General features: G+C 59.6%; 24 protein-coding genes. 15 read left to right on the forward strand and 9 right to left on the reverse strand.

From position 1 onward, the window contains the following. Window positions 1-81: 81 nt before the first annotated feature. Genes AC6I21_RS02065 through AC6I21_RS02075 form a run of 3 tightly spaced genes read right to left on the reverse strand, consistent with a single transcriptional unit; the run spans window position 82 to window position 2,532 of the window. Window positions 82-540: an RrF2 family transcriptional regulator gene (locus tag AC6I21_RS02065; RefSeq protein WP_497763001.1), complete on the reverse strand. Its 459-nt coding sequence runs from the start codon at window positions 538-540 to the stop codon at window positions 82-84. Between the two features lie 45 nt (window positions 541-585). Beyond that, entirely contained in the window at window positions 586-1,062 is a 477-nt protein-coding gene (locus AC6I21_RS02070) for a hypothetical protein (RefSeq protein ID WP_343833347.1), read from the reverse strand. A 45-nt stretch (window positions 1,063-1,107) separates the two neighbouring features. Then, window positions 1,108-2,532: a phosphomannomutase/phosphoglucomutase gene (locus AC6I21_RS02075; protein ID WP_497763002.1), complete on the reverse strand. Its 1,425-nt coding sequence runs from the start codon at window positions 2,530-2,532 to the stop codon at window positions 1,108-1,110. Window positions 2,533-2,687: 155 nt separating this feature from the next. Here AC6I21_RS02075 and AC6I21_RS02080 point away from each other — a divergent pair, with 155 nt between their 5' ends. From AC6I21_RS02080 to AC6I21_RS02090, 3 genes are all read left to right on the forward strand, one after another. Beyond that, complete coding sequence (locus AC6I21_RS02080; protein ID WP_497763003.1) at window positions 2,688-4,808, forward strand: RecQ family ATP-dependent DNA helicase; 2,121 nt, start codon at window positions 2,688-2,690, stop codon at window positions 4,806-4,808. A 30-nt stretch (window positions 4,809-4,838) separates the two neighbouring features. Next, window positions 4,839-5,864 carry an ICP22 family protein gene (locus tag AC6I21_RS02085; RefSeq protein WP_446754181.1) on the forward strand — a complete coding sequence of 342 codons (1,026 nt, stop codon included), beginning with the start codon at window positions 4,839-4,841 and terminating at the stop codon, window positions 5,862-5,864. 155 nt (window positions 5,865-6,019) lie between these two features. Further along, window positions 6,020-6,211 carry a CsbD family protein gene (locus tag AC6I21_RS02090; RefSeq protein ID WP_054821052.1) on the forward strand — a complete coding sequence of 64 codons (192 nt, stop codon included), beginning with the start codon at window positions 6,020-6,022 and terminating at the stop codon, window positions 6,209-6,211. Between the two features lie 1,018 nt (window positions 6,212-7,229). On the opposite strand, the gene AC6I21_RS02095 is transcribed toward AC6I21_RS02090, so the two are convergent. Continuing rightward, a complete protein-coding gene (locus tag AC6I21_RS02095) occupies window positions 7,230-7,559 on the reverse strand; it encodes a helix-turn-helix domain-containing protein (RefSeq protein ID WP_497763004.1) in 330 nt (109 codons plus the stop codon). A 6-nt stretch (window positions 7,560-7,565) separates the two neighbouring features. On the opposite strand from AC6I21_RS02095, the gene AC6I21_RS02100 reads away from it, so the two are divergent. From AC6I21_RS02100 to AC6I21_RS02110, 3 genes are all read left to right on the forward strand, one after another. After that, on the forward strand, window positions 7,566-7,799 hold the full coding sequence (locus AC6I21_RS02100; protein ID WP_446754182.1) for a hypothetical protein: 234 nt from the start codon (window positions 7,566-7,568) through the stop codon (window positions 7,797-7,799). Then, window positions 7,796-8,032 carry a helix-turn-helix domain-containing protein gene (locus tag AC6I21_RS02105; RefSeq protein WP_396277865.1) on the forward strand — a complete coding sequence of 79 codons (237 nt, stop codon included), beginning with the start codon at window positions 7,796-7,798 and terminating at the stop codon, window positions 8,030-8,032. The genes AC6I21_RS02100 and AC6I21_RS02105 overlap by 4 nt, the downstream gene beginning before the upstream one ends. 95 nt (window positions 8,033-8,127) lie before the next feature. Beyond that, window positions 8,128-8,376 carry a hypothetical protein gene (locus AC6I21_RS02110; protein WP_446754183.1) on the forward strand — a complete coding sequence of 83 codons (249 nt, stop codon included), beginning with the start codon at window positions 8,128-8,130 and terminating at the stop codon, window positions 8,374-8,376. A gap of 2 nt (window positions 8,377-8,378) precedes the next feature. On the opposite strand, the gene AC6I21_RS02115 is transcribed toward AC6I21_RS02110, so the two are convergent. Continuing rightward, window positions 8,379-9,029 (reverse strand): hypothetical protein, encoded by a 651-nt coding sequence (locus tag AC6I21_RS02115; RefSeq protein WP_396277867.1) that lies wholly within the window; start codon window positions 9,027-9,029, stop codon window positions 8,379-8,381. 75 nt (window positions 9,030-9,104) lie between these two features. On the opposite strand from AC6I21_RS02115, the gene AC6I21_RS02120 reads away from it, so the two are divergent. The 5 genes from AC6I21_RS02120 to AC6I21_RS02140 all read left to right on the forward strand — a co-directional run bounded on the left by AC6I21_RS02120 (window position 9,105) and on the right by AC6I21_RS02140 (window position 11,175). After that, window positions 9,105-9,395 (forward strand): hypothetical protein, encoded by a 291-nt coding sequence (locus AC6I21_RS02120; protein WP_396277868.1) that lies wholly within the window; start codon window positions 9,105-9,107, stop codon window positions 9,393-9,395. A gap of 22 nt (window positions 9,396-9,417) precedes the next feature. Continuing rightward, complete coding sequence (locus tag AC6I21_RS02125) at window positions 9,418-9,696, forward strand: hypothetical protein (protein WP_346922755.1); 279 nt, start codon at window positions 9,418-9,420, stop codon at window positions 9,694-9,696. 114 nt (window positions 9,697-9,810) lie between these two features. Continuing rightward, the gene (locus tag AC6I21_RS02130) at window positions 9,811-10,212 is read left to right on the forward strand and encodes a hypothetical protein (protein WP_446754184.1); all 402 of its coding nucleotides are present in this window, start codon (window positions 9,811-9,813) and stop codon (window positions 10,210-10,212) included. 166 nt (window positions 10,213-10,378) lie between these two features. Next, a complete protein-coding gene (locus AC6I21_RS02135; protein ID WP_396277871.1) occupies window positions 10,379-10,543 on the forward strand; it encodes a hypothetical protein in 165 nt (54 codons plus the stop codon). Between the two features lie 299 nt (window positions 10,544-10,842). After that, window positions 10,843-11,175 (forward strand): YqaJ viral recombinase family protein, encoded by a 333-nt coding sequence (locus AC6I21_RS02140; protein WP_497763005.1) that lies wholly within the window; start codon window positions 10,843-10,845, stop codon window positions 11,173-11,175. On the opposite strand, the gene AC6I21_RS02145 is transcribed toward AC6I21_RS02140, so the two are convergent. Then, the gene (locus tag AC6I21_RS02145) at window positions 11,158-12,465 is read right to left on the reverse strand and encodes an ISL3 family transposase (RefSeq protein ID WP_497762827.1); all 1,308 of its coding nucleotides are present in this window, start codon (window positions 12,463-12,465) and stop codon (window positions 11,158-11,160) included. The genes AC6I21_RS02140 and AC6I21_RS02145 overlap by 18 nt on opposite strands. Window positions 12,466-12,508: 43 nt before the next feature. On the opposite strand from AC6I21_RS02145, the gene AC6I21_RS02150 reads away from it, so the two are divergent. The 4 genes from AC6I21_RS02150 to AC6I21_RS02165 all read left to right on the forward strand — a co-directional run bounded on the left by AC6I21_RS02150 (window position 12,509) and on the right by AC6I21_RS02165 (window position 16,395). Then, complete coding sequence (locus AC6I21_RS02150) at window positions 12,509-12,916, forward strand: hypothetical protein (RefSeq protein ID WP_497763006.1); 408 nt, start codon at window positions 12,509-12,511, stop codon at window positions 12,914-12,916. Window positions 12,917-13,093: 177 nt separating this feature from the next. Then, window positions 13,094-13,759, forward strand: a complete 666-nt coding sequence (locus AC6I21_RS02155) for a hypothetical protein (RefSeq protein WP_446754461.1) — start codon at window positions 13,094-13,096, stop codon at window positions 13,757-13,759. 341 nt (window positions 13,760-14,100) lie between these two features. Continuing rightward, complete coding sequence (locus tag AC6I21_RS02160) at window positions 14,101-15,489, forward strand: IS256 family transposase (RefSeq protein ID WP_497763007.1); 1,389 nt, start codon at window positions 14,101-14,103, stop codon at window positions 15,487-15,489. Window positions 15,490-16,200: 711 nt separating this feature from the next. Next, on the forward strand, window positions 16,201-16,395 hold the full coding sequence (locus tag AC6I21_RS02165) for a CsbD family protein (protein WP_446754460.1): 195 nt from the start codon (window positions 16,201-16,203) through the stop codon (window positions 16,393-16,395). A 59-nt stretch (window positions 16,396-16,454) separates the two neighbouring features. On the opposite strand, the gene AC6I21_RS02170 is transcribed toward AC6I21_RS02165, so the two are convergent. From AC6I21_RS02170 to AC6I21_RS02180, 3 genes are all read right to left on the reverse strand, one after another. Further along, entirely contained in the window at window positions 16,455-16,871 is a 417-nt protein-coding gene (locus AC6I21_RS02170; protein WP_446754459.1) for a type II toxin-antitoxin system death-on-curing family toxin, read from the reverse strand. Then, window positions 16,835-17,401, reverse strand: coding sequence for a Panacea domain-containing protein (locus AC6I21_RS02175; protein ID WP_446754458.1), 567 nt, complete (start codon window positions 17,399-17,401; stop codon window positions 16,835-16,837). The genes AC6I21_RS02170 and AC6I21_RS02175 overlap by 37 nt, the downstream gene beginning before the upstream one ends. Window positions 17,402-17,570: 169 nt before the next feature. Then, the gene (locus AC6I21_RS02180) at window positions 17,571-17,867 is read right to left on the reverse strand and encodes a hypothetical protein (protein WP_446754457.1); all 297 of its coding nucleotides are present in this window, start codon (window positions 17,865-17,867) and stop codon (window positions 17,571-17,573) included. Window positions 17,868-17,886 lie beyond the last annotated feature (19 nt).

The raw sequence follows: 17,886 nt of genomic DNA on the forward strand, positions 1-17,886 counted from the left end.
TGCATCCCATATGCAAGATTTACATCTTAAGTTCTACGCGACGTAGAACTGATTGGCAAGTCCGTGACGCCCGGCAGCTGGCTAACGGGTGCCGCTGGGACGGATTTGGGGGAAGGGAAGGCGCGTAAGCGCCGGGGAAGCGGAGACCACATCGGCCACCGTCAGGTTGTCCAAAGAAGCGTAGAAAGCGTCTCTGGCTTGGCGCAACGCGCCGCGCAGCCGGCATCCGCCGACCATCGGGCAGTCATGGGCGGCGTCGTGGGTTGTGCAGTCCACCACATCTTCACGCCAGTCCAGGGTGCGCAGCAAGGAGCCCAGATTCATCTGCAGGCCCTGTTCGGTGATGCTGGCCCCGCCGTGCCGGCCTCGGGTCACCTCCAGGGCCCCGAGGCTGCCCAGCTCGGCCACGGCCTTGGTGACGTGGTTGTACGGCACGTGGATCAGTTCGGCGATCTGCCGGGTGGTCAGCTGGCCGACACCGTGCGCGCCAAGCACCATCAAGGTGCGCAGGCACACGTCGGTATAGGCGCTGAGTCTCATGGCTGATCCATCACTAGGTCCGGGTTGCTGGGCGGGGGCCGGTGGCTACTGGGCGTCCGGGGCGAACAGCGACATGTCCGCCGGTTCGGCCACCGGGTCCTCGAAGTGCCAGGTGCCGCCGGGCTCATCGGGCATGGTGTAGGGCTGGACAATTGCCAGGGCGGCGCCGGCCTTGTGCTCGGCCACCACATGGATCGCGTCGCGGTTGTCCTCGGCCAGCAGCACATCGGAGGTGATGGCCACGGCCGCGAAGTTCGCGCCCTCCTGGTTCAGCACCTGGACCAGGTCCGCGGCCATGGCCTCGGTGTCGATATCGGCTTCCGGGTCATCGGGGTTCTCGGTCGGCGGCACCGCCAGCAGACGCAGCTCCGGCTCCTCTGCCCCGCTCTGCGGTTCCAGGCCGATCGCGAAGGGCAGGAAGACGCCCTGCTCCTCCAGTTGCTCGCGAGCAACACCCAACGCCGTACCCAGCACCTTGTTCAGGGCTTCCTTGACCGAGTCATCGAGTTCGTCAAAATTCATGGTCTCGTCCTCTATTTCCTCGTCCGCTTGCTTCGTTTCGGTCGCTTACTTCGTTTTGGCGTTTTCCCGCACAATGCCCAGCACGGTGTCCCGGATGGGGGTGATCACCGAGGCCTGCGACCCCTCGCCGTTGAACCGCAGGTACGGTTCGGTGTTTGAGGGACGCAGGTTGATCCACCAGCTACCATCCTGCGCGCTGATGGTGGTTCCATCAAGGCGCTGCACCACCACCGGCTGGCCGGCGAAATGCTCCAGCACCCGGTCCACGGCCCCCTGCTTGTCCTCCACCTCGGAGTTGATCTCCCCGGTGGCGGTGTAGGGCTCGTATTCCGCGCCGAATTCTGACAATGGTAGCGGCTGGGAACCCAGGGCCGCCAATACGTGCATGGCCGCCAGCATCCCGGTGTCGGCGTTGAAGAAGTCCCGGAAGTAGTAGTGCGCCGAGTGCTCGCCACCGAAGACCGCGCCCTGGCGGGCCATCTCGGCCTTGATGAAGGAGTGGCCCACCCGGGTCATCACCGGCTTGCCCCCGGCCCGGGTTACGAACTCCGGGACCGCCTTGGAGGTGATCAGGTTGTGGATGATGGTCGGGGTCGGTTCCCCGTCCTTTTGGACGCGGGCGATTTCACGCACCGCCACCAGCGCGGTGATGGCCGAGGGGGAGAGCGGTTCGCCCTTTTCGTCAATGACGAAGCAGCGGTCCGCATCCCCATCGAAGGCCAAGCCCATGTCCGCACCGTGCTGGAGCACCGCGGCCTGCAGGTCCCTCAGGTTCTCCGGCTCCAGCGGGTTGGCCGGATGGTTCGGGAAGGTGCCATCCAGCTCAAAGTACAGGTCAATGATCTCCAGCGGCAGGCCGGGCAGCACCGCATCTCCCAGCACGGCCGGGGTGGTCATCCCGGCCATCCCGTTGCCGGCATCCACCACGATCTTCAGCGGGCGGATCTGGGACAGGTCCACCAGCTCACGCAGGTAGGCGGCGTAGTCGCCCAGCACGTCCAGTTCGCTGATCGTGCCCTGGGGAGCGTCCCCGGAGACCGGCAGGCCCTCATCGAGGTACCCCTGGGCCACGTCACGGATGTCATACAGCCCGGTCTCGGAGGAGATCGGCACGGCCCCGGCCTTGGACATCTTGATGCCGTTGTACTGGGCCGGGTTGTGGCTGGCGGTGAAGACCACCCCGGCCGCGTTGTGCTTGCCGGCGGCGAAGTACAGCTCGTCGGTGGAGATCAAGCCGAGCATCTTCACGTTGGCCCCGCGGTAGGTTGCCCCGCGGGCGAAGGCCTGGCAAAAGTCTGCGCTGGAAGGACGCATGTCCCCGCCCACCAGGACCTCGCGTCCGCCTAGTCCCAAAACATCGACGAACGCTGCGCCAATGGCTTCGACGGCTTCCTCGTTGATGGTCTGTCCCACCACGCCGCGCACGTCGTACGCCTTGAAGCACTGCTTAAGATCAATCTCTGCACTCACGCACCTCACACTACCGGGATGCCGGGCCCAATGCCCTGTCCTGGGGCGGTACGGGCATAGGAGTTCGCTAACAGTTTCGCCGTGGGCAGGATCGTGCGCACGCCGGTGCCCGGGCAGAAGCGCAAAAGGTCGGAGGCTGCTGGAATACTGGGGGCATGGCGCAGCTACAGCAGACCGAATTAAAGGAACTGGCACTGGAGAAGCTGCGGGCGCTGGTCCAGCACCCGCAGGCCGAGTTCCATCCTGGACAGTTCGAGGCGATCTCCGCCCTGGTTGCCCAGCAGCGCCGCGCCCTGGTGGTGCAGCGCACCGGCTGGGGCAAGTCGGCGGTCTACTTCGTTTCCTCCCTGCTGCTGCGGGCCATGGGCCGCGGGCCGACCCTGATCGTCTCCCCGCTGCTGGCGCTGATGCGCGACCAGGTCGCCGCCGCGGAGCGGGCCGGGGTGCGTGCCGCGGCGATCAACTCGGCCAACGTCCTGGAATGGCGTGAAATCCTGGACCAGCTGCAGCGTGACGAGCTGGACGTGCTGCTGGTCTCCCCGGAGCGGCTGAACAACCCCTCCTTCCGTGAACACCAGTTGCCGGTGCTGATCCAGCGCATGGGCCTGTTGGTGATCGACGAGGCGCACTGCATCTCCGACTGGGGGCATGACTTCCGCCCGGACTACCGTCGCATCCGAGACCTGATTTCCCGTCTGCCGCAGGGGCTGCCGGTGTTGGCCACCACCGCCACCGCCAACTCGCGCGTGGTGCAGGACGTGGCCGAGCAGCTGGCGGTGGGCGGTCAGGAAGTGTTTACGCTGCGCGGCACCCTGGCCCGCGACTCGCTGCGCCTTGGAGTGCTCAAGCTCGCCTCCCCGCGCATGCGCCTGGCCTGGCTGCTGAGCCACATTGAGGACTTCCAGGGCTCCGGGATCATCTACACTCTCACCGTCTCGGCGGCCGAGGACATTGCCCGGATGCTGCGCGAGGCGGGGCACGAGGTCGCGGCCTACACCGGGCGCACGGACCTGGAGCAGCGCGAGCGGCTGGAGGCGGCGCTGAAGGCCAATCAGGTCAAGGCGCTGGTGGCCACCAGCGCGCTGGGCATGGGCTTTGACAAGCCGGACCTGGGCTTCGTGATCCACGTGGGCGCGCCCAGTTCCCCGGTGGCCTACTACCAGCAGGTGGGCCGCGCCGGACGCGGCAGCATCAACGCGGACGTGCTGCTGCTGCCCGGGGTGGAGGACGCCGAGATCTGGGAGTACTTCGCCACCAGCTCGATGCCCGACGAACAGCGGGCCGGGCAGGTGCTCTCCACGCTGGCCGCGACCGATGGCCCCATGAGTGTGCCGGCCCTGGAAAGCGCCGTAAATCTGCGACGCACCCCGCTGGAGCTGCTGCTGAAGGTACTGGCCGTGGACGGGGCGGTGGAAAGGGTGGCTGGCGGCTGGATGCGCACCGACATGCCCTGGTCCTATGACGCCGAACGCTACCGCCGGGTCGCCCAGAGCCGGGTGCATGAACAGAACCTGATGAAGGACTATGAGAACACCACCGGCTGCCGAATGGAGTTCTTGACCCGCACCCTGGATGACCCGCAGTCCGAACCGTGCGGACGGTGCGACCGCTGCGCCGGGCCCTGGTATGACGATCACATCCCGGACAACGCGAAGGATTCCGCGCAGGCGGCCCTGGGCCGCGTAGGGGTGCCGATCGAACCCCGTAAGGCCTACCCGTCCGGGATGGACCGGCTGGGGCATTCGCTCAAGGGCAAGATCCCGGTTGACGAACAGGTCCAGGAGGGCCGGGCCCTGGCCAGGCTAACCGACCTGGGCTGGGGCAACCGGCTGCGCCAACTGTTCGCCGATCCCACTGACGCACCAATCAATGACGCCCTGCTGCAGGCCTGCGTGAAGGTGCTGGCCGAATGGGACTGGCAGACCCGGCCCGTCGGCGTGGTGGCGATGCCCTCACGGGCCCGTCCGCAGCTGGTCGGCTCCCTGGCCTACCGCCTGGCCGAACTGGGCCAGCTGCGCTACCTGGGCCAGCTGCAGTACCGCACCGCCCCGGCCGAGGGGGGAACCGGAGGCAACTCGGCGTTCCGGGTGGCCGAGGTGGCCGATGCCTTTGACATTCCCGCGGACATGGAGGCCCTGCTCTCCTCGGCGCCGGGACCGGTGCTGTTGGTCGATGACCTGTGCGATTCGCGCTGGTCACTGGCGATGGCGGGCCGTGCCTTGCGGATTGCGGGAGCTCCCGGTGTATTGCCTTTCACTTTGGGCATAGCCGGGTGAACGGGCAGGGAAAGGAAGTACGCTGGAAGCATGGAAATCCTCATCTGGCTCGTCGTGGTCATCTTTGTCCTGGTAGCGGGGTTCTTCTGGCTGCAGTCCGTGCGCAAGCGCAATATGGAGCAGATCTCCCAGTCGGTTAGCCGTGAAGCTGCCCAGGCTGCCGCGGCCAAGCTGGATGAGGAATCACGCAAGTCGATCTACCGGGACCTGGCCAAGGGGGATGTCATGGCCGCGGTGCAGAAGTACCGTGCCAAGACCGGAGCCAGCGTAAAGGAATGCGTGATCGCCGTGCGCAGCCTTGACGCCTACCCGCAGGCCGGTGGCCCCGCATCGATTCCGGAGCTGGATGCCGAACCGCACCAGGACAGTTTGGATCTGCCCCCGGCGGCGCGCGACGTGGCCGTGGCTGAAGCCCCCAAGGATGGAAGCGACCCGGACGCAAACGCCGAAGACTTGCCGGATTCGAAGGAGCCCGTCGCTGATCTGCCGGTTGATGACACCGGGGCGGGCATCGAGGTACCGCGCACTGCGGATACCGGGGACATCCAGTCGCTGCCCGATGATGAAACTTGGGTGGTGCCTACCGAATGGAACGAAAAATTTGGGTCGGATCGCACCCCCAGTTCCACTCATTTCAAGCTGGCCTACGAGGTGGATGGCGAACAGCATGAATTCTCCAGCGAGAAGCTGCCGCCGAACGAGTACGACCAGCTCTTCTCGATGTTGCGCGACGGTGATACGGCCGGGGCCGCCCAGATCCTGCACGAGCACACCATGCTTCCGGTGGAGGATTTGGAGCGCATGATCGCCACTTCACCGATGGCCGGGGGAGAGGGCACCGGGAACGTGGCCGACTTCCGTTTTGAGGGGCAGGGCCCGGACGGCCCGGTCTACTTTGACGCCGCGGACCTGCCGGAATCAGAACGCGAGGAGCTCTTTGACGCGATCGCGCGCACCGACCTGGAAAAGATGAGTTCCATCATCGTCAAGCACACCTCACTGCCTGCGGACATAGTCCAGAATATGCTCCGTTCCTTCGTCAAGCGTGAGGAATAGCCGCGCATTCACGGTGGCAGATAACTTCTGGAACATCTTCTTGGAGTTTCATGTGAGTCACCGATTTCCGGTTGCAGGCCCATAGCGCCCTCACTAGCGTCGTACATATCAACGCACCGCACGGTGTGTGAGATCGCTACGGAAAGGGGAAGTACATGGGACTCGGAGATAAGATCAAGAACCAGGCCCAGGACCTCTCGGGCAAGGCCAAGGAAAAGCTCGGCGATGCGACTGATAACCAGGACATGCAGGCCGAGGGTCTGAAGGACCAGGCCGGCGCCAAGGCCAAGAAGGCCGGCGAAGAGGTCAAGGACGCGGCACACGACGTGAAGCGTGACCTGAAGTAAACCAGTATTAACTTTTGAACCGGTGGGGCCGGAATCGACCAAGGGGTCGGCTCCGGCCCCACCGCTGTTTACCGGCAGAAATCGTCATAGGTCTGCAGCGCCTTCAACGGACGGGTAAAGCTGAACGAGAGTGAATGCCTGCTGCAGCCCAGCGTGCACCGAGAAGTGTGTGTGCCGGTAGAGGTTGCGGAACCAAGTGCCAGGGTCTGACTAGGGCGCAAGCTGATTATGCTGTGAAGAACCTCGACTAGGGTCTTTCGCCTCTTTGCCCCCTGCTAAAAAGCAGGGGGCATTTTTGTACTGACAAGCTCGTGTGGCTAGTGGCCTTTAGTCTTGCAAAGCAAACTGTCCTGTTGGTGGACCACACGTCTTTTGGGGTCCTCTTTAGGTGCGAGCGGCACAGAGGGTGCGCAAAGTATCGCGGCTCTCCGGTTGGAATCAGTTCTTACGGAATTGGAGCGCGTGTTTGGTTTTCAAGCGCACACGCTTCCCATTTGTCTTTGTCGGGCCAGTTGACGCGATAAGCGAAGATCTTCTTTGCAGCGCCTTTTGGGCCCAATGTATGACCTGTACGCGGCTCTATTCGCTTTTGAGAGGTCGCCGCCAATGACTGAAGCCCGGAAACTTCATTGAGTTTCCGGGCTTCTTTCGGCGGACACGGGGGGGGTTTGAACCCCATCACCAAAATCGGCTCGGAATCCGATTCTAGCCCGGAATCACGCGGAAGTTCAAACTTTGAGCCGCATTTTAGGACAGCACTAAACCACACTGTAAAGCACTTCAAAACACTGCCTATCCCCCCAACGGGGGAGACTTTAGGGCGACGAGATAGCCAACCGTCCGTTCCGCGTCGTAGGCTTAATGCAACCTCTCATTCGAACACCAGTACTAGTAATAAGGGGAAGTAGTGCAAGGTAGCACCGACGAAAAGAAAAGCGCCTCACCGGTGGGTGAGACGCTTTCCAGGATGACCGCAACCGACCTGGTTGTGATCGGACTAGCAAGTAGTGTTGCACCATCAGAGGTCCTTCGCGCCCTCGTTCAAAACAGTTCCGGGATCTAGTTCTAGAGCCTGGCATATCTGCATGAACGCGGACACCGGGATATCTCGATGTCCGTTCAGGTATCTAGACAGTGTGTTCACTGCGAGGCCTGACTGTTCCGCCAGATCCTTTTTCAAGATTCCCTTTACCGCTACCGTCGCCCGAAGCTGGGCGGCGATGGACTGACTTGCTTTCGCTTCGTTATCCATACTGGTTAGTTTGCCACCATATCGGGCATGTTCGCACCCACTAGGTTTATTTAACTTCTCACCCGAACAGAGTTGTACGTACCCAAGTGGGCGCATAGAGTTATGACCATAATCAACAACGAAGCAGCGCAGAAAGTTGCCGAGACGATCGAGAAGTCAAAGATTCCCGTCGCCCGAGTAGCCAGGGACTCCGGTATTCCCCGAGCAGCCCTCGTCTGCAGGATGAACGGTGGCGGCGAGTTCGGAATCTACGAACTCCTCCGACTCGCAAATGCAATCGGAATCCCGCCCGTCACCCTCTTGCCTGAGCAGTACCACGCCAAGGAAGCGGCATGACACGTCGTACCGATTCCTACGCCACCACGGAAGACCTCGCCGCTGAGTACGGAATCAGCGTAGTCACCGTCCAGCGCAGGGCGTCTGACGGTAGCTGGCCGGCAGGGAAGGTGGGAAACCGCTACAGGTTCTCACCCGAACAGCAAGACGAAATCCGTCAGATCGTCCTGGGCAACCATGACAGCCGGTTCGATAAGACCCGCATCGCGGACGCACTTCGCCGCATCGCCTAGTTCTAGGCACCCTCTCTAGCCCCTTGTCCGGGCAACCTTCCCCTAAGTCAGCCGATTGGCTGCAAGTTCACCAGCTTTAGAAAGGTCTAATTGTCATGCCCGAAAATAATGCTCTTCCATTCGTGAAGCTGAAAAACATGTTCAAAGAGTGCGCCACGGCAGCAGGAGAGAAGCTTCCCGACCGCAAGGCGCACCGCATGGCGCAGGGTTTCCTCCTGTCGTACGCCGCCGAGGAATCGCAACTGCAGTACAGCGACGAAACCGGAGAGACTGCGGTAAAGAACGCGCTCATTTCGTACGTGCGGAAGAACGGCACCTTACGCGCCACGGCGGTGGCAGCATGAGTTCAGTCGAAGTCGCCCAGGTAGCTCATAGGGTATCGCTCATCGTGCACTCTCGCGTTTCCGGCCTGAGTCTTCCAATCGATCCGTTCGTGGATGCTGTGGAACTGGTACTCGAACGTTGTCGGTTCGGGGATGTACATCCTGCTCCTGAGGGAGTTAGCTTGATGATTCCGTATCTTCGCCCGATGAGCACGTACCTCCTGGAGGTAGGTGGCTCGGGCTTGCGGACATTCGATCTTGATGCTGCTGCCGCCGGGGATCGTTTTATGGTCGGCGCGGATCTTTTCCTCATCGACGGTAAGGATGATTCGGACGTCGAGCGCTTCGTCATCTCCCCGGTTGGTTATCAGGTAGATGCCTGGCTCTTCCCAGTCGCATTCCCAGTGGATGTTGCTCGAGTCGCTTTGGCGCAGTTCGGACCGTTGAGCGACCGCCAGCGCTTCTTCGCCTATTTTGCGGGAGTCTACTGCGATGCTCTTACTGTCCTCCGCGATGACGTTCGCCTCCGTACTGAGCTGATTCGCAGCCTCGGCCTTATCAATGGCATTTTGAGCACTCTTGTTCGATCCCCGAGTGGCGTGAACTGCCCAAACGACCGAGGCGAACGAGACAAGTAGCGATAACGCTGCAATTAACAGGGCAATTAGATCCATCCAATAACGATATCTGCAAAATCCCCAACCCGGCCCCGTGCCGGGTTTTCTTTTACCAGAAAGGAAATCAAAAACATGGCTAGCTTACATCGCCTAGAACCGACGGTGGAAACCATTGGGCAGGGCACCTACCAGCAGATTCAGGTGCGCGCCAAGGTGAACCGGCACGAACCGGACATTGTGCTGTACCTGATCGACGCGGGCATGAAGTTCTTCATCTCGGAAACCCGAACCGGCATCGGGGGCACCCTCATTTCAGGGCACCGCCGCCGGGCGGACGCTGAGAAGAAGGCGTTGCGGATCGTTGGTAAGCGGTTCCGTGATGCCGAGAAGGCCGCGCAGAAGTGGATAACGCTTTATGGGTAGGGCGAAAACGAAGGGCTTGCCAGTGGCAATGGTCTTCGAATCCAAGGACGAGTTCTTTGAAGCGTTCGACGGCGCGGTTGTCGAGCTTGTCAACGAGGGCCGGTCATTCACGAATGACGATATTCGCGACCGCTTGCCAACGTACCCGCCGGAGTCGAATTGGTTCGGCGCAGCAATGAACCGAGCGATCACCGAGTTCTCTTTGGTCGAAGTCGGTTACGAGAAATCACGAACGAAGTCACGCAACGGCGGGCGCTTGATCCGCTGGGCAGTCAAGGGAGGTTCGCGTGAACGACGTTGAAATGACATGGGATGCCTAGCTATGGGTCGGGATTATCGTCGCCAGCCTTCTGGCTGGCGGCGTTCTTTTATTGCGCGGCCTGGCACTAGCCGCTTACTGGATTGGAGCGCCACTGTGAGCAACCGCGCATTCATGGACGGCAACTACGGGCCGTTGACGGCAGAAGCCCAACACCTCTACGGGCAGACAGAGGAATATCGGGAAGGCTACCGTCTCGGCAAGCGCACCGGGAACGAAGGAACCCTGAACGAGAACGCCGTCCACGCAGCACTTCGGGGCGAACGATTCCTCTCAGGATTCATCACAGGCAAGACCGTCCGCGCATTCGGCCCACACATCCTGCTAGGCCGCTACACAGGGTCATACCCCGACCCCGACATATCACCCCGCTGGCTCTCAGAAGCCGAATGGAAAGCCAACCAACACGGCCTAGAAGCATGGATCTACCGACGCGACTACCCAAAAATCATCAAGCGCCTGATCCAAGAAGTGCGGAAGCTACGGGGGTGGGCATGAAATTCACCCGCCGCACCTACCGAAAAGCCATCCGCCGATCAGTAAACCGCCAAGCCACCCTATTCGCAGGACACCCCAAACCGCTCTGGGCACTAGCGGGATGGCTCAAACAAATACGACACACCGACGCACTACGCGCTCGCCGTGTTCGAGAAACGGGGAAGTAATGACCGACAACCTAGACCAGCTGCGGCAGGTAGCCGAGGGTGCGACCCGCGGCCCCTGGCAGAGAGATGACTTCCACCAGGTGGTGCGCCGCCCTGCTCAAGGCATCATCTACGACGCGTCGTGCGATGGAGTGCTTGAGTGGATGGCGGACACGGACGCCTGATTTATCACCACGTTCGACCCGACAACCGTGCTGGCCCTGATCGACCGGGCCGAGCGTGCTGAACAGGCGGTGCAACGCGTGCGGGAATTGGCGGACGTTCTAGCAGATTACCAAGATTTCCAGAACGCATGGGAGGACTTCAATGACTGATGGTTTCACCAAGGAAGGCGGTGGGGGATGCGCCCGTTAGGCATCGGCGGCTATCAAAACAGTTGCGGCCCCGGTTGCGGTTGCGACAACAACTCACAAGACCCTGAGCACTCGGGGTCTTTTTTCATGCCCGAAAGTGAGGACGAAGAATGAGCCTAACAATCCTTGAGAACGTTGAGCAGGGAACCGATGAATGGTACGAACAACGGCGCGGCCTAGTCACCGCTTCCGTAGTCGGCCGACTGGTCACCACAAAGACGATGAAGGCCGCGAACAACGAAACGTCACGCGGACTGACCCGCCACCTTGCCGCTGAAAGGATCACGGGCTACGTCGAACCGTCGTTCACTTCACGAGACATGGAGCGCGGAAAGCTGGACGAACCCTACGCCCGGGCGCTCTACAGCGAAACCTATTCCGAAGCCCGCCAAGTTTGTTTCATGACCCGCGAGATTGGGGGCTCTTCACAATCCAGGGTGTAAAACGGGTCTGAACCCGCCGGATTCCAAAAGTGAACGAGCAATATAATTCGCTAGGCTCCGGAACCCCAGAGCACTACCGCGCAGGTGTTCCAACCTGCCGTTGATCGCTTCGGTGGGCCCGTTCGAGGTGCCTGCCCGGTCAAAGTAAGCCAGGATATCCCCGGCCCGGCGTTTCAGGGTGCGGCCCAGGGACGCCAGTTCGGGCAGCCCGGTAGGAATTTTTGCTTTGATCAGCTCTATGACCTGCTCCATCGACCACTTGCCGATACTCTTCTCCTTTTGCCGGTACGCGTCCACGATGCGCTGATAGATGTTCCAGGTGAATTGCACTGGCTCATGCTGCTGATCATCAAATAAGGCATCAAGCCGTTCAATCTGCTTCTCAGTAAGCAAACCATCCCCGGTCAATAGCGTGCGACGCGCCGCATAGAGCGGATCACCCTTGCGGCCGCGGTGACCACGGGTGTCTTGCTGCACCCGTTGACGGCACTTATCCAACGCTTCGGCAGCAAGGCGCACCACATGGAAGGGATCCATCACTTCTACCGCGTCCGGGAGTTCCTCGGCAGCTGCGGTTTTGAAGCCACTGAACCCGTCCATGGCCACCACTTCAATCCCGTCCCGCCATTCTTGGGGCCGGTTCGCGAGCCAGGACTTGAACACGGCCTTGGAGCGGCCTTGCACCATATCCAACAGCCGGGCCGGGCCAGCACCTTCGGTGACCGGAGTCAGGTCAATAATCACGGTGACGTACTTGCCTCCAGCACGGGTGTGGCGCCATACGTGCTCATCCACCCCAATGACTTTCACCCCGTTGAACCGTTCAGGCTTGTTGATCAGCACCCGTTGCCCCTGACCCAACACCGCGTCATTAGCGGTATTCCAGGACACGCCCAACCCCTCAGCAACCCGGGCCATGGACAAGTGCTGACACACGATCCCGGCCAGCGCCCAACCCAACCCGCCACGAGAAATCTTCGCCCGGGGCTCGGCAGCCTGGCTAGTGTCCTGACGCCACACAGTACCGCAGTCAGCACACCGGTACCGGCGCACCCGGATCACCAGCGTGGTCGGCCGCCAGCCGACTGGCTCATGCGCCAGCCGGCGCACCACGGTGCCACGAGACGTTCCCGGCTGCCCGCAGTTACGGCACCACGGATCCGCCTCGGTGACCTTGCACAGGATCTCGGCACGTTCAGGCAACAACCGCTGACCGCAGGCTGTCAGGCCCAGCTCGTCCAGGCGGCAGAACGTGGTCAGATCCGGGGCGGTAAAGGTAGTATGGGACAACGTCGAGGTCTTTCAAGAAGGTTGTGTAGGAACTTCCATTCTTGTGAAGACCTCGACTTTTTACTGCCCTGCGACACGCCCAGAAATCAGATCAACGGCAATGCTGCCCTACACCCTCGATTGCGAAGAGCCAGATTGGGGCTTCACCATCGGATATTCACCCGATGGGCTGGTGGGGGATGACGGCTTGATCGAGATCAAGTCACGCGCCCAGAAGAAGCAGCTCGAAGCGTTCCTAACTGACGAAGTGCCCGCTGAGAACATGGCGCAAATCCAGTGTCTCAAAGTGGATTTGATAGCGCCTCCGGTTATTTTGGCTAGCAGGGCGGCACCTTCACTTTTTCATTTCCCTGGACTTGCTGGCTGTTTTCAACCTTGCAAGCCCTCACGGAAGATCCACGGTTCTGCTAGGAGTGCTCCAATTGTTTTCCCCCTGCACCTCACTCTTTGATATATATGAGCAGCCGCTAGCAATCCAGCTGGTAGCCCTGGTTGACATCCAGCCCGAGGGGTGATTATCGTTATCGACTTGATATCAATCCGTTCGAGTTTCCTAAGATTCCGTTGCTATGGTTGAGTTTCATCAAACCGGCACACGAAATGTGTTGGAAAACGAATCGGAGGATAAGTGAGAACCAATCTCAAGCGAGTTCTTGCTCTTGCTGTCGCGTCAATTCTCGCGACAGCTACATTCACTTCACCGGCTTTGGCCTCTACGTCTCTGGCTGATGAAAGCGGCAAAATTTCCATAGAGGATCTTCGTACGAACTTACCTAAGGGAGAGCGCGTAAAGTTTGACAAACTCTCGTTAAGTCAGCAGGAAGCCGTACTATCTGCGGCGCTTGATCCGGAATCAATGTTTAATGCCGGGCGAGGCAAATGGAAATCAGTCAAAGAAGAGACTGTTGGCGGGGCCGAAGAATCCGTCAGCGAGCCTTCAGTTTCGATCGCACAGCCAGCGGCGACGGTTAGGCGGAAAACTGACACTCATAAGAAAACCTGGTCGATGCTTGGTATCAAGTATGCTTCACTTGAGGCACGTATGACGTACCGGTATAACGGGTCAAAGGTAACGTCAATCGACAGTTGCGGAGGGTTTTATACAAATATCGTACCGCTGAGATCTGTTCAGTCTATACCAACATCTTACCGGGAGAGCAAGAATACGAAGGCTGTCTGCGAGATCACATGGCACATCTCTAAAAGTGGTGGAATTCAGAACGGAAAGTCTGTCCAGGGGTTGAGGGTGAGTGGAAAGGGTAAGCGTATTGCGTACTGGGATTACGATGCTTGAGCTTGATGTTTTTGAAATGACGTTCATTGCTGCCTGGCTTTTAGCCGTCACTCTAAGCGTCTGGGTGGTGCTCGGAAATCGGTCATTAAAGAATGTTGTAGTCTTGGTGGTTGCCATTGTGGTTCCAGTCATTGGCACTGCTATTGGGCTTGTGGCCTTTGCGTGCGAAGTCGCACGCCGGTCAAGGAGCCGTCGGATCTCTCCCTAGTTTTCCGCGTGTTCAACCTAGGCTTGTGCTATTGACGATGGCAGAGAATTTTCAGCAAGACTCAAAAGAGCCTGTCAGAGGGATTGTGTAAGACCTCTAGTCAATTGATAGAAACGACTAGGAAGAACACACGATGACCGTTGAGAAAGACCAGGATCAGACCCCGATGAAAAATGCCTCCGACGTTGCCGAGAAACTCGCCGCCCTGGGTTCCATGGACGCGGTCAAAGAGTCCGGGGCGTTCGATGAGCTCATGGGGTTTATCGACCGAGGAGAGATCCAGCTCGATGGCAAGGACGGGTTTATTCAGCAGATCATCCGCGCCGGACTGGAGCGCGGGCTAAAGTCCGAACTGACTGAGCACTTGGGATACGAAAAGGGCGACGGGCAAGGACGGTTCGCCCCGAATTCCCGCAACGGTTCCTACCCCAAGACCGTATCCACGGTGGCCGGGGACGTGGACCTGCAGATCCCGCGGGACCGGGCCGGAACGTTCACCCCCACCCTGGTGCCCAAGGGGTCGCGGCGTACCGGTGGCCTGGATGAGATGATCGTGTCCCTGTACGCCGGGGGCATGACCGTGCGGGATATCGCCTACCACCTGGAAACCACCATCGGCACCGAACTGTCCCACGACACCATCAGCAAGATCACCGACGAGGTGCTGGATGAAGTCGCTGCATGGCAGGAACGGCCCTTGGAGGAGTTCTACCCGATCCTGTACCTGGATGCGATTGTCATCAAGGTCCGCGACGGGCACCAAGTACGCAATAAGGCCGCACACATGGCCGTCGGGGTGAGCGTGGAGGGCATCAAACACGTGCTGGGCATCTGGGTGACCGAGAATGAGGGTGCGAAGTTCTGGGCTCAGGTGTGCGCCCAATTGGCCAATCGAGGCGTGAAGGACGTGCTGATCGCCTGCTGCGACGGGCTGACCGGTTTCCCCGAGGCGATCGAGGCGACCTGGTCCAAGGCCACGGTGCAGACCTGCGTGGTGCACCTGATCAGGACGGCGAACCGGTTCGTGTCCTACACCGACCGCAGGGCGGTCAGTGCCCAGTTGAAGAGCATTTACACTGCTCCGAGCATCGAGGCGGCGCAGGCGGCGTTGGAGGACTTCGAGGCCAGCGAGTTGGGGCGCAAGTACCCCTCGGCGGTGGCGACCTGGCGCAACGCGTGGGAAAGGTTCACCCCGTTCTTGGAGTTCGCCCCTGAATTGCGGAAGGTCATTTATACGACGAACGCGATTGAGTCGATGAACTACCAGCTGCGCAAGGTCACTAAATCCCGAGGGCATTTCCCGTCCGATACGGCGGCGGTAAAGATGCTGTGGCTGGCGATCTGCAATATCGAGGATAAGCGGGCCCGTGAACGGTTCAAGGACGCTGCCAAGAAAGGCCGCACCCCGCGCGCTGGTGCAGGTACGCACCTGGTGGAAGGCGCTGGGACGAACGGGTGGAAACAGGCATTGCAGCAGCTGGCGATGGCTTACCCGGAACGTGTCGAGCCGTACGTGAACTGAGTATTACAAGCCCTGAAAAACAGAGGTGACTAGGGGCTTACACAATCCATCTGACAAGCTCACTCAAAAGTCTCTTAAGGAATTCAATAGCGCTGTGGTCCTGTGCTATTGGGTCATTGCTGAGGGCTGGCCGCAGGAGACCGCGGCGACGAATCCGCTGCAGGATGCCGTCACGAACCTCGGCCAGCCCGACTAAACAAGAACCGCCCCGATCACCACCCCGCTCGCAGGGTGGTGAACGGGGCGATCTTTTTTGCCTCGACTACTAGCCAACCGGACAGTGGCCGTTGAATAATGAACACTCTCGATAGCACTGTGCAGCCAATGTTGTTTCGAGGACGCCTATTTGGGGGCTCCAGGGACGCGTAGATCTTGGGGGACTCTACGCGCCCCTAGCTACCTCGACGGGCAATGACCCTTGGGAGTCTGCCATTGACCGCCACCAGCGAACTGGCCTCCGAATACTCTAGGATGCACCGCTTCACCGGGCAAGGGGTAAGCGGGTTTTTGTTCTTCTATTACACACTAGTCAGCCGTCGGTGGACGCTCCCTAAGTATCGTTGACGGGCGCAACCGGGTAGCAGTATGGTTGGGTCACTCCGGTACTTCCGGAATATGCAACCTCCATTGCAAGGTGGTGCCGCGAAAGTGCGAGCAAGACCTCGCGGCACCACCGGAGGACTGATTGTTGGTCGAACGAAAGGAACGCCTATGGGCCTGGGAGACAAGATCAAGAACAAGGCACAAGAAGTATCCGGCAAGGTCAAGGAGAGCGTTGGCGACGCCACCGACAACGAGAAGCTGCAGGCCGAAGGCGTGAAGGATCAGGCTGCCGCATCGGCGAAGCAGGCTGGCGAGAGCGTCAAGGACGCAGCTAAGGACGTCAAGAACGACTTGACCAACTAGAACAGAACCGCCCCACCCTCTACGTGAGGGTGGGGCGGTTTCCTGCGTTTGCGAGATAATCAAACCAAGTTCAGAGCGAGCCATGCGATGTAAGCCTCTAGGCTTATCTCTCGATTGATCAAGGATAGAAGAGTTCTGCCTGCTTCCTCGTTTGGCACCTGGCGAATCTCGAACCCTTTTGCAGACATGTAGGACATGCCAGCAATCCAGCTAGTTCGCTTGTTTCCTTCAGCAAAACCGTGAGCAGTTGCCAATCCGTGGATCAGTGCCCCAGTTTGCTCAGGAACCGTCGGGTAGAGAACGTTGCCCGCAAATGTGTGCAACGGTCGACCTAGGGCTCCCAGGATCTTGCCCTTGTCAATTACGGCATGTGGCTCGTAATCGCGAAGAACGATCTTATTAATCTTGACCACCGTCTCAAAAGAAAGACAGTGAGAGCTCAACGGGTTACAAGCCAATCCAGCGTATCGGCCCACTTGCTGATCTGGCTGTTGATAATGGTCTCCGGGACATCAACACACGGGGCAATGCCCGTGGCAGGAGCAACGGGCACGTCAGAGCCCCGTAGTGACTGCAGGACGTAGGTGGACTTCATAGTTTCCTCACGTAATGAGTTCTTGCTCGGTGCGGTCTCCGGAAGGTTTCCCCTCGCTTCAAGCCATGGGCGTTCAGCATGGGTACGTTCTATCAATTGTTCTTTAGTCATTGACCCATAGAAGCTCAAAACTGAATCGACTACGGCCTTCTGCCTGGGCGACAACGCTTCTACATTCGCGTCCGGGATACGGGTTGAGAAAGGATGTTTTTCATATTTGTTAACCCGGTGTAGTTCAGAGCAAGCCGGCCCATCTTTCCAAGCCTGGAATCCCTCATCAAAGATCGGGTCACCATCCCAAGCTAATGACCACGCCTTAGCGTAGTAGGTCAACTTCTGGAGTACCCAAGCATCAACCCATTGATTTTTCCGGTCGTAAATGTACTGGGCCACATCAATAATTTTTGCCACGGTTACCCCCTTCGGTTGTCAGTACGTGCGCTTACCCACAAGTCCTGTGGATAACATATTGACAATTCAATCTTATATGTGCACAGAACCGAATAACAGAGCCTAGCCCTATCCGTTACGTCACTGTTAGCTGGGAATGCACACCCGTATGACAAGTCACCATGTACCATTAGGCCGCCTGCTCGGCATACTCGCGCACCCCCCAAACGTCCAATTGTGGATTCTCGATCAGATCCCAAGTGACCATTTCCGAACGCGGGTTATTTCCGAGCCGCACCTGCACCCGCCATACGGCGTAGTCGATTCTGGATCCGCTGTTCTTGCGCGCACTATACTCCGGGTCTTTCCACCACTGGATACGTTCGAACCACCGTTGGGGCTGGACTGCTACCTGCCAGACTCGGCCTTGACGACGGATCTTCCAAGGTTCGCCGGCGGAAGTGAAGAGGATTTCGACTGACTCCATGCCTGCCAAGCTATCGATG

This window comes from Glutamicibacter sp. St.4D3 (assembly GCF_059728615.1).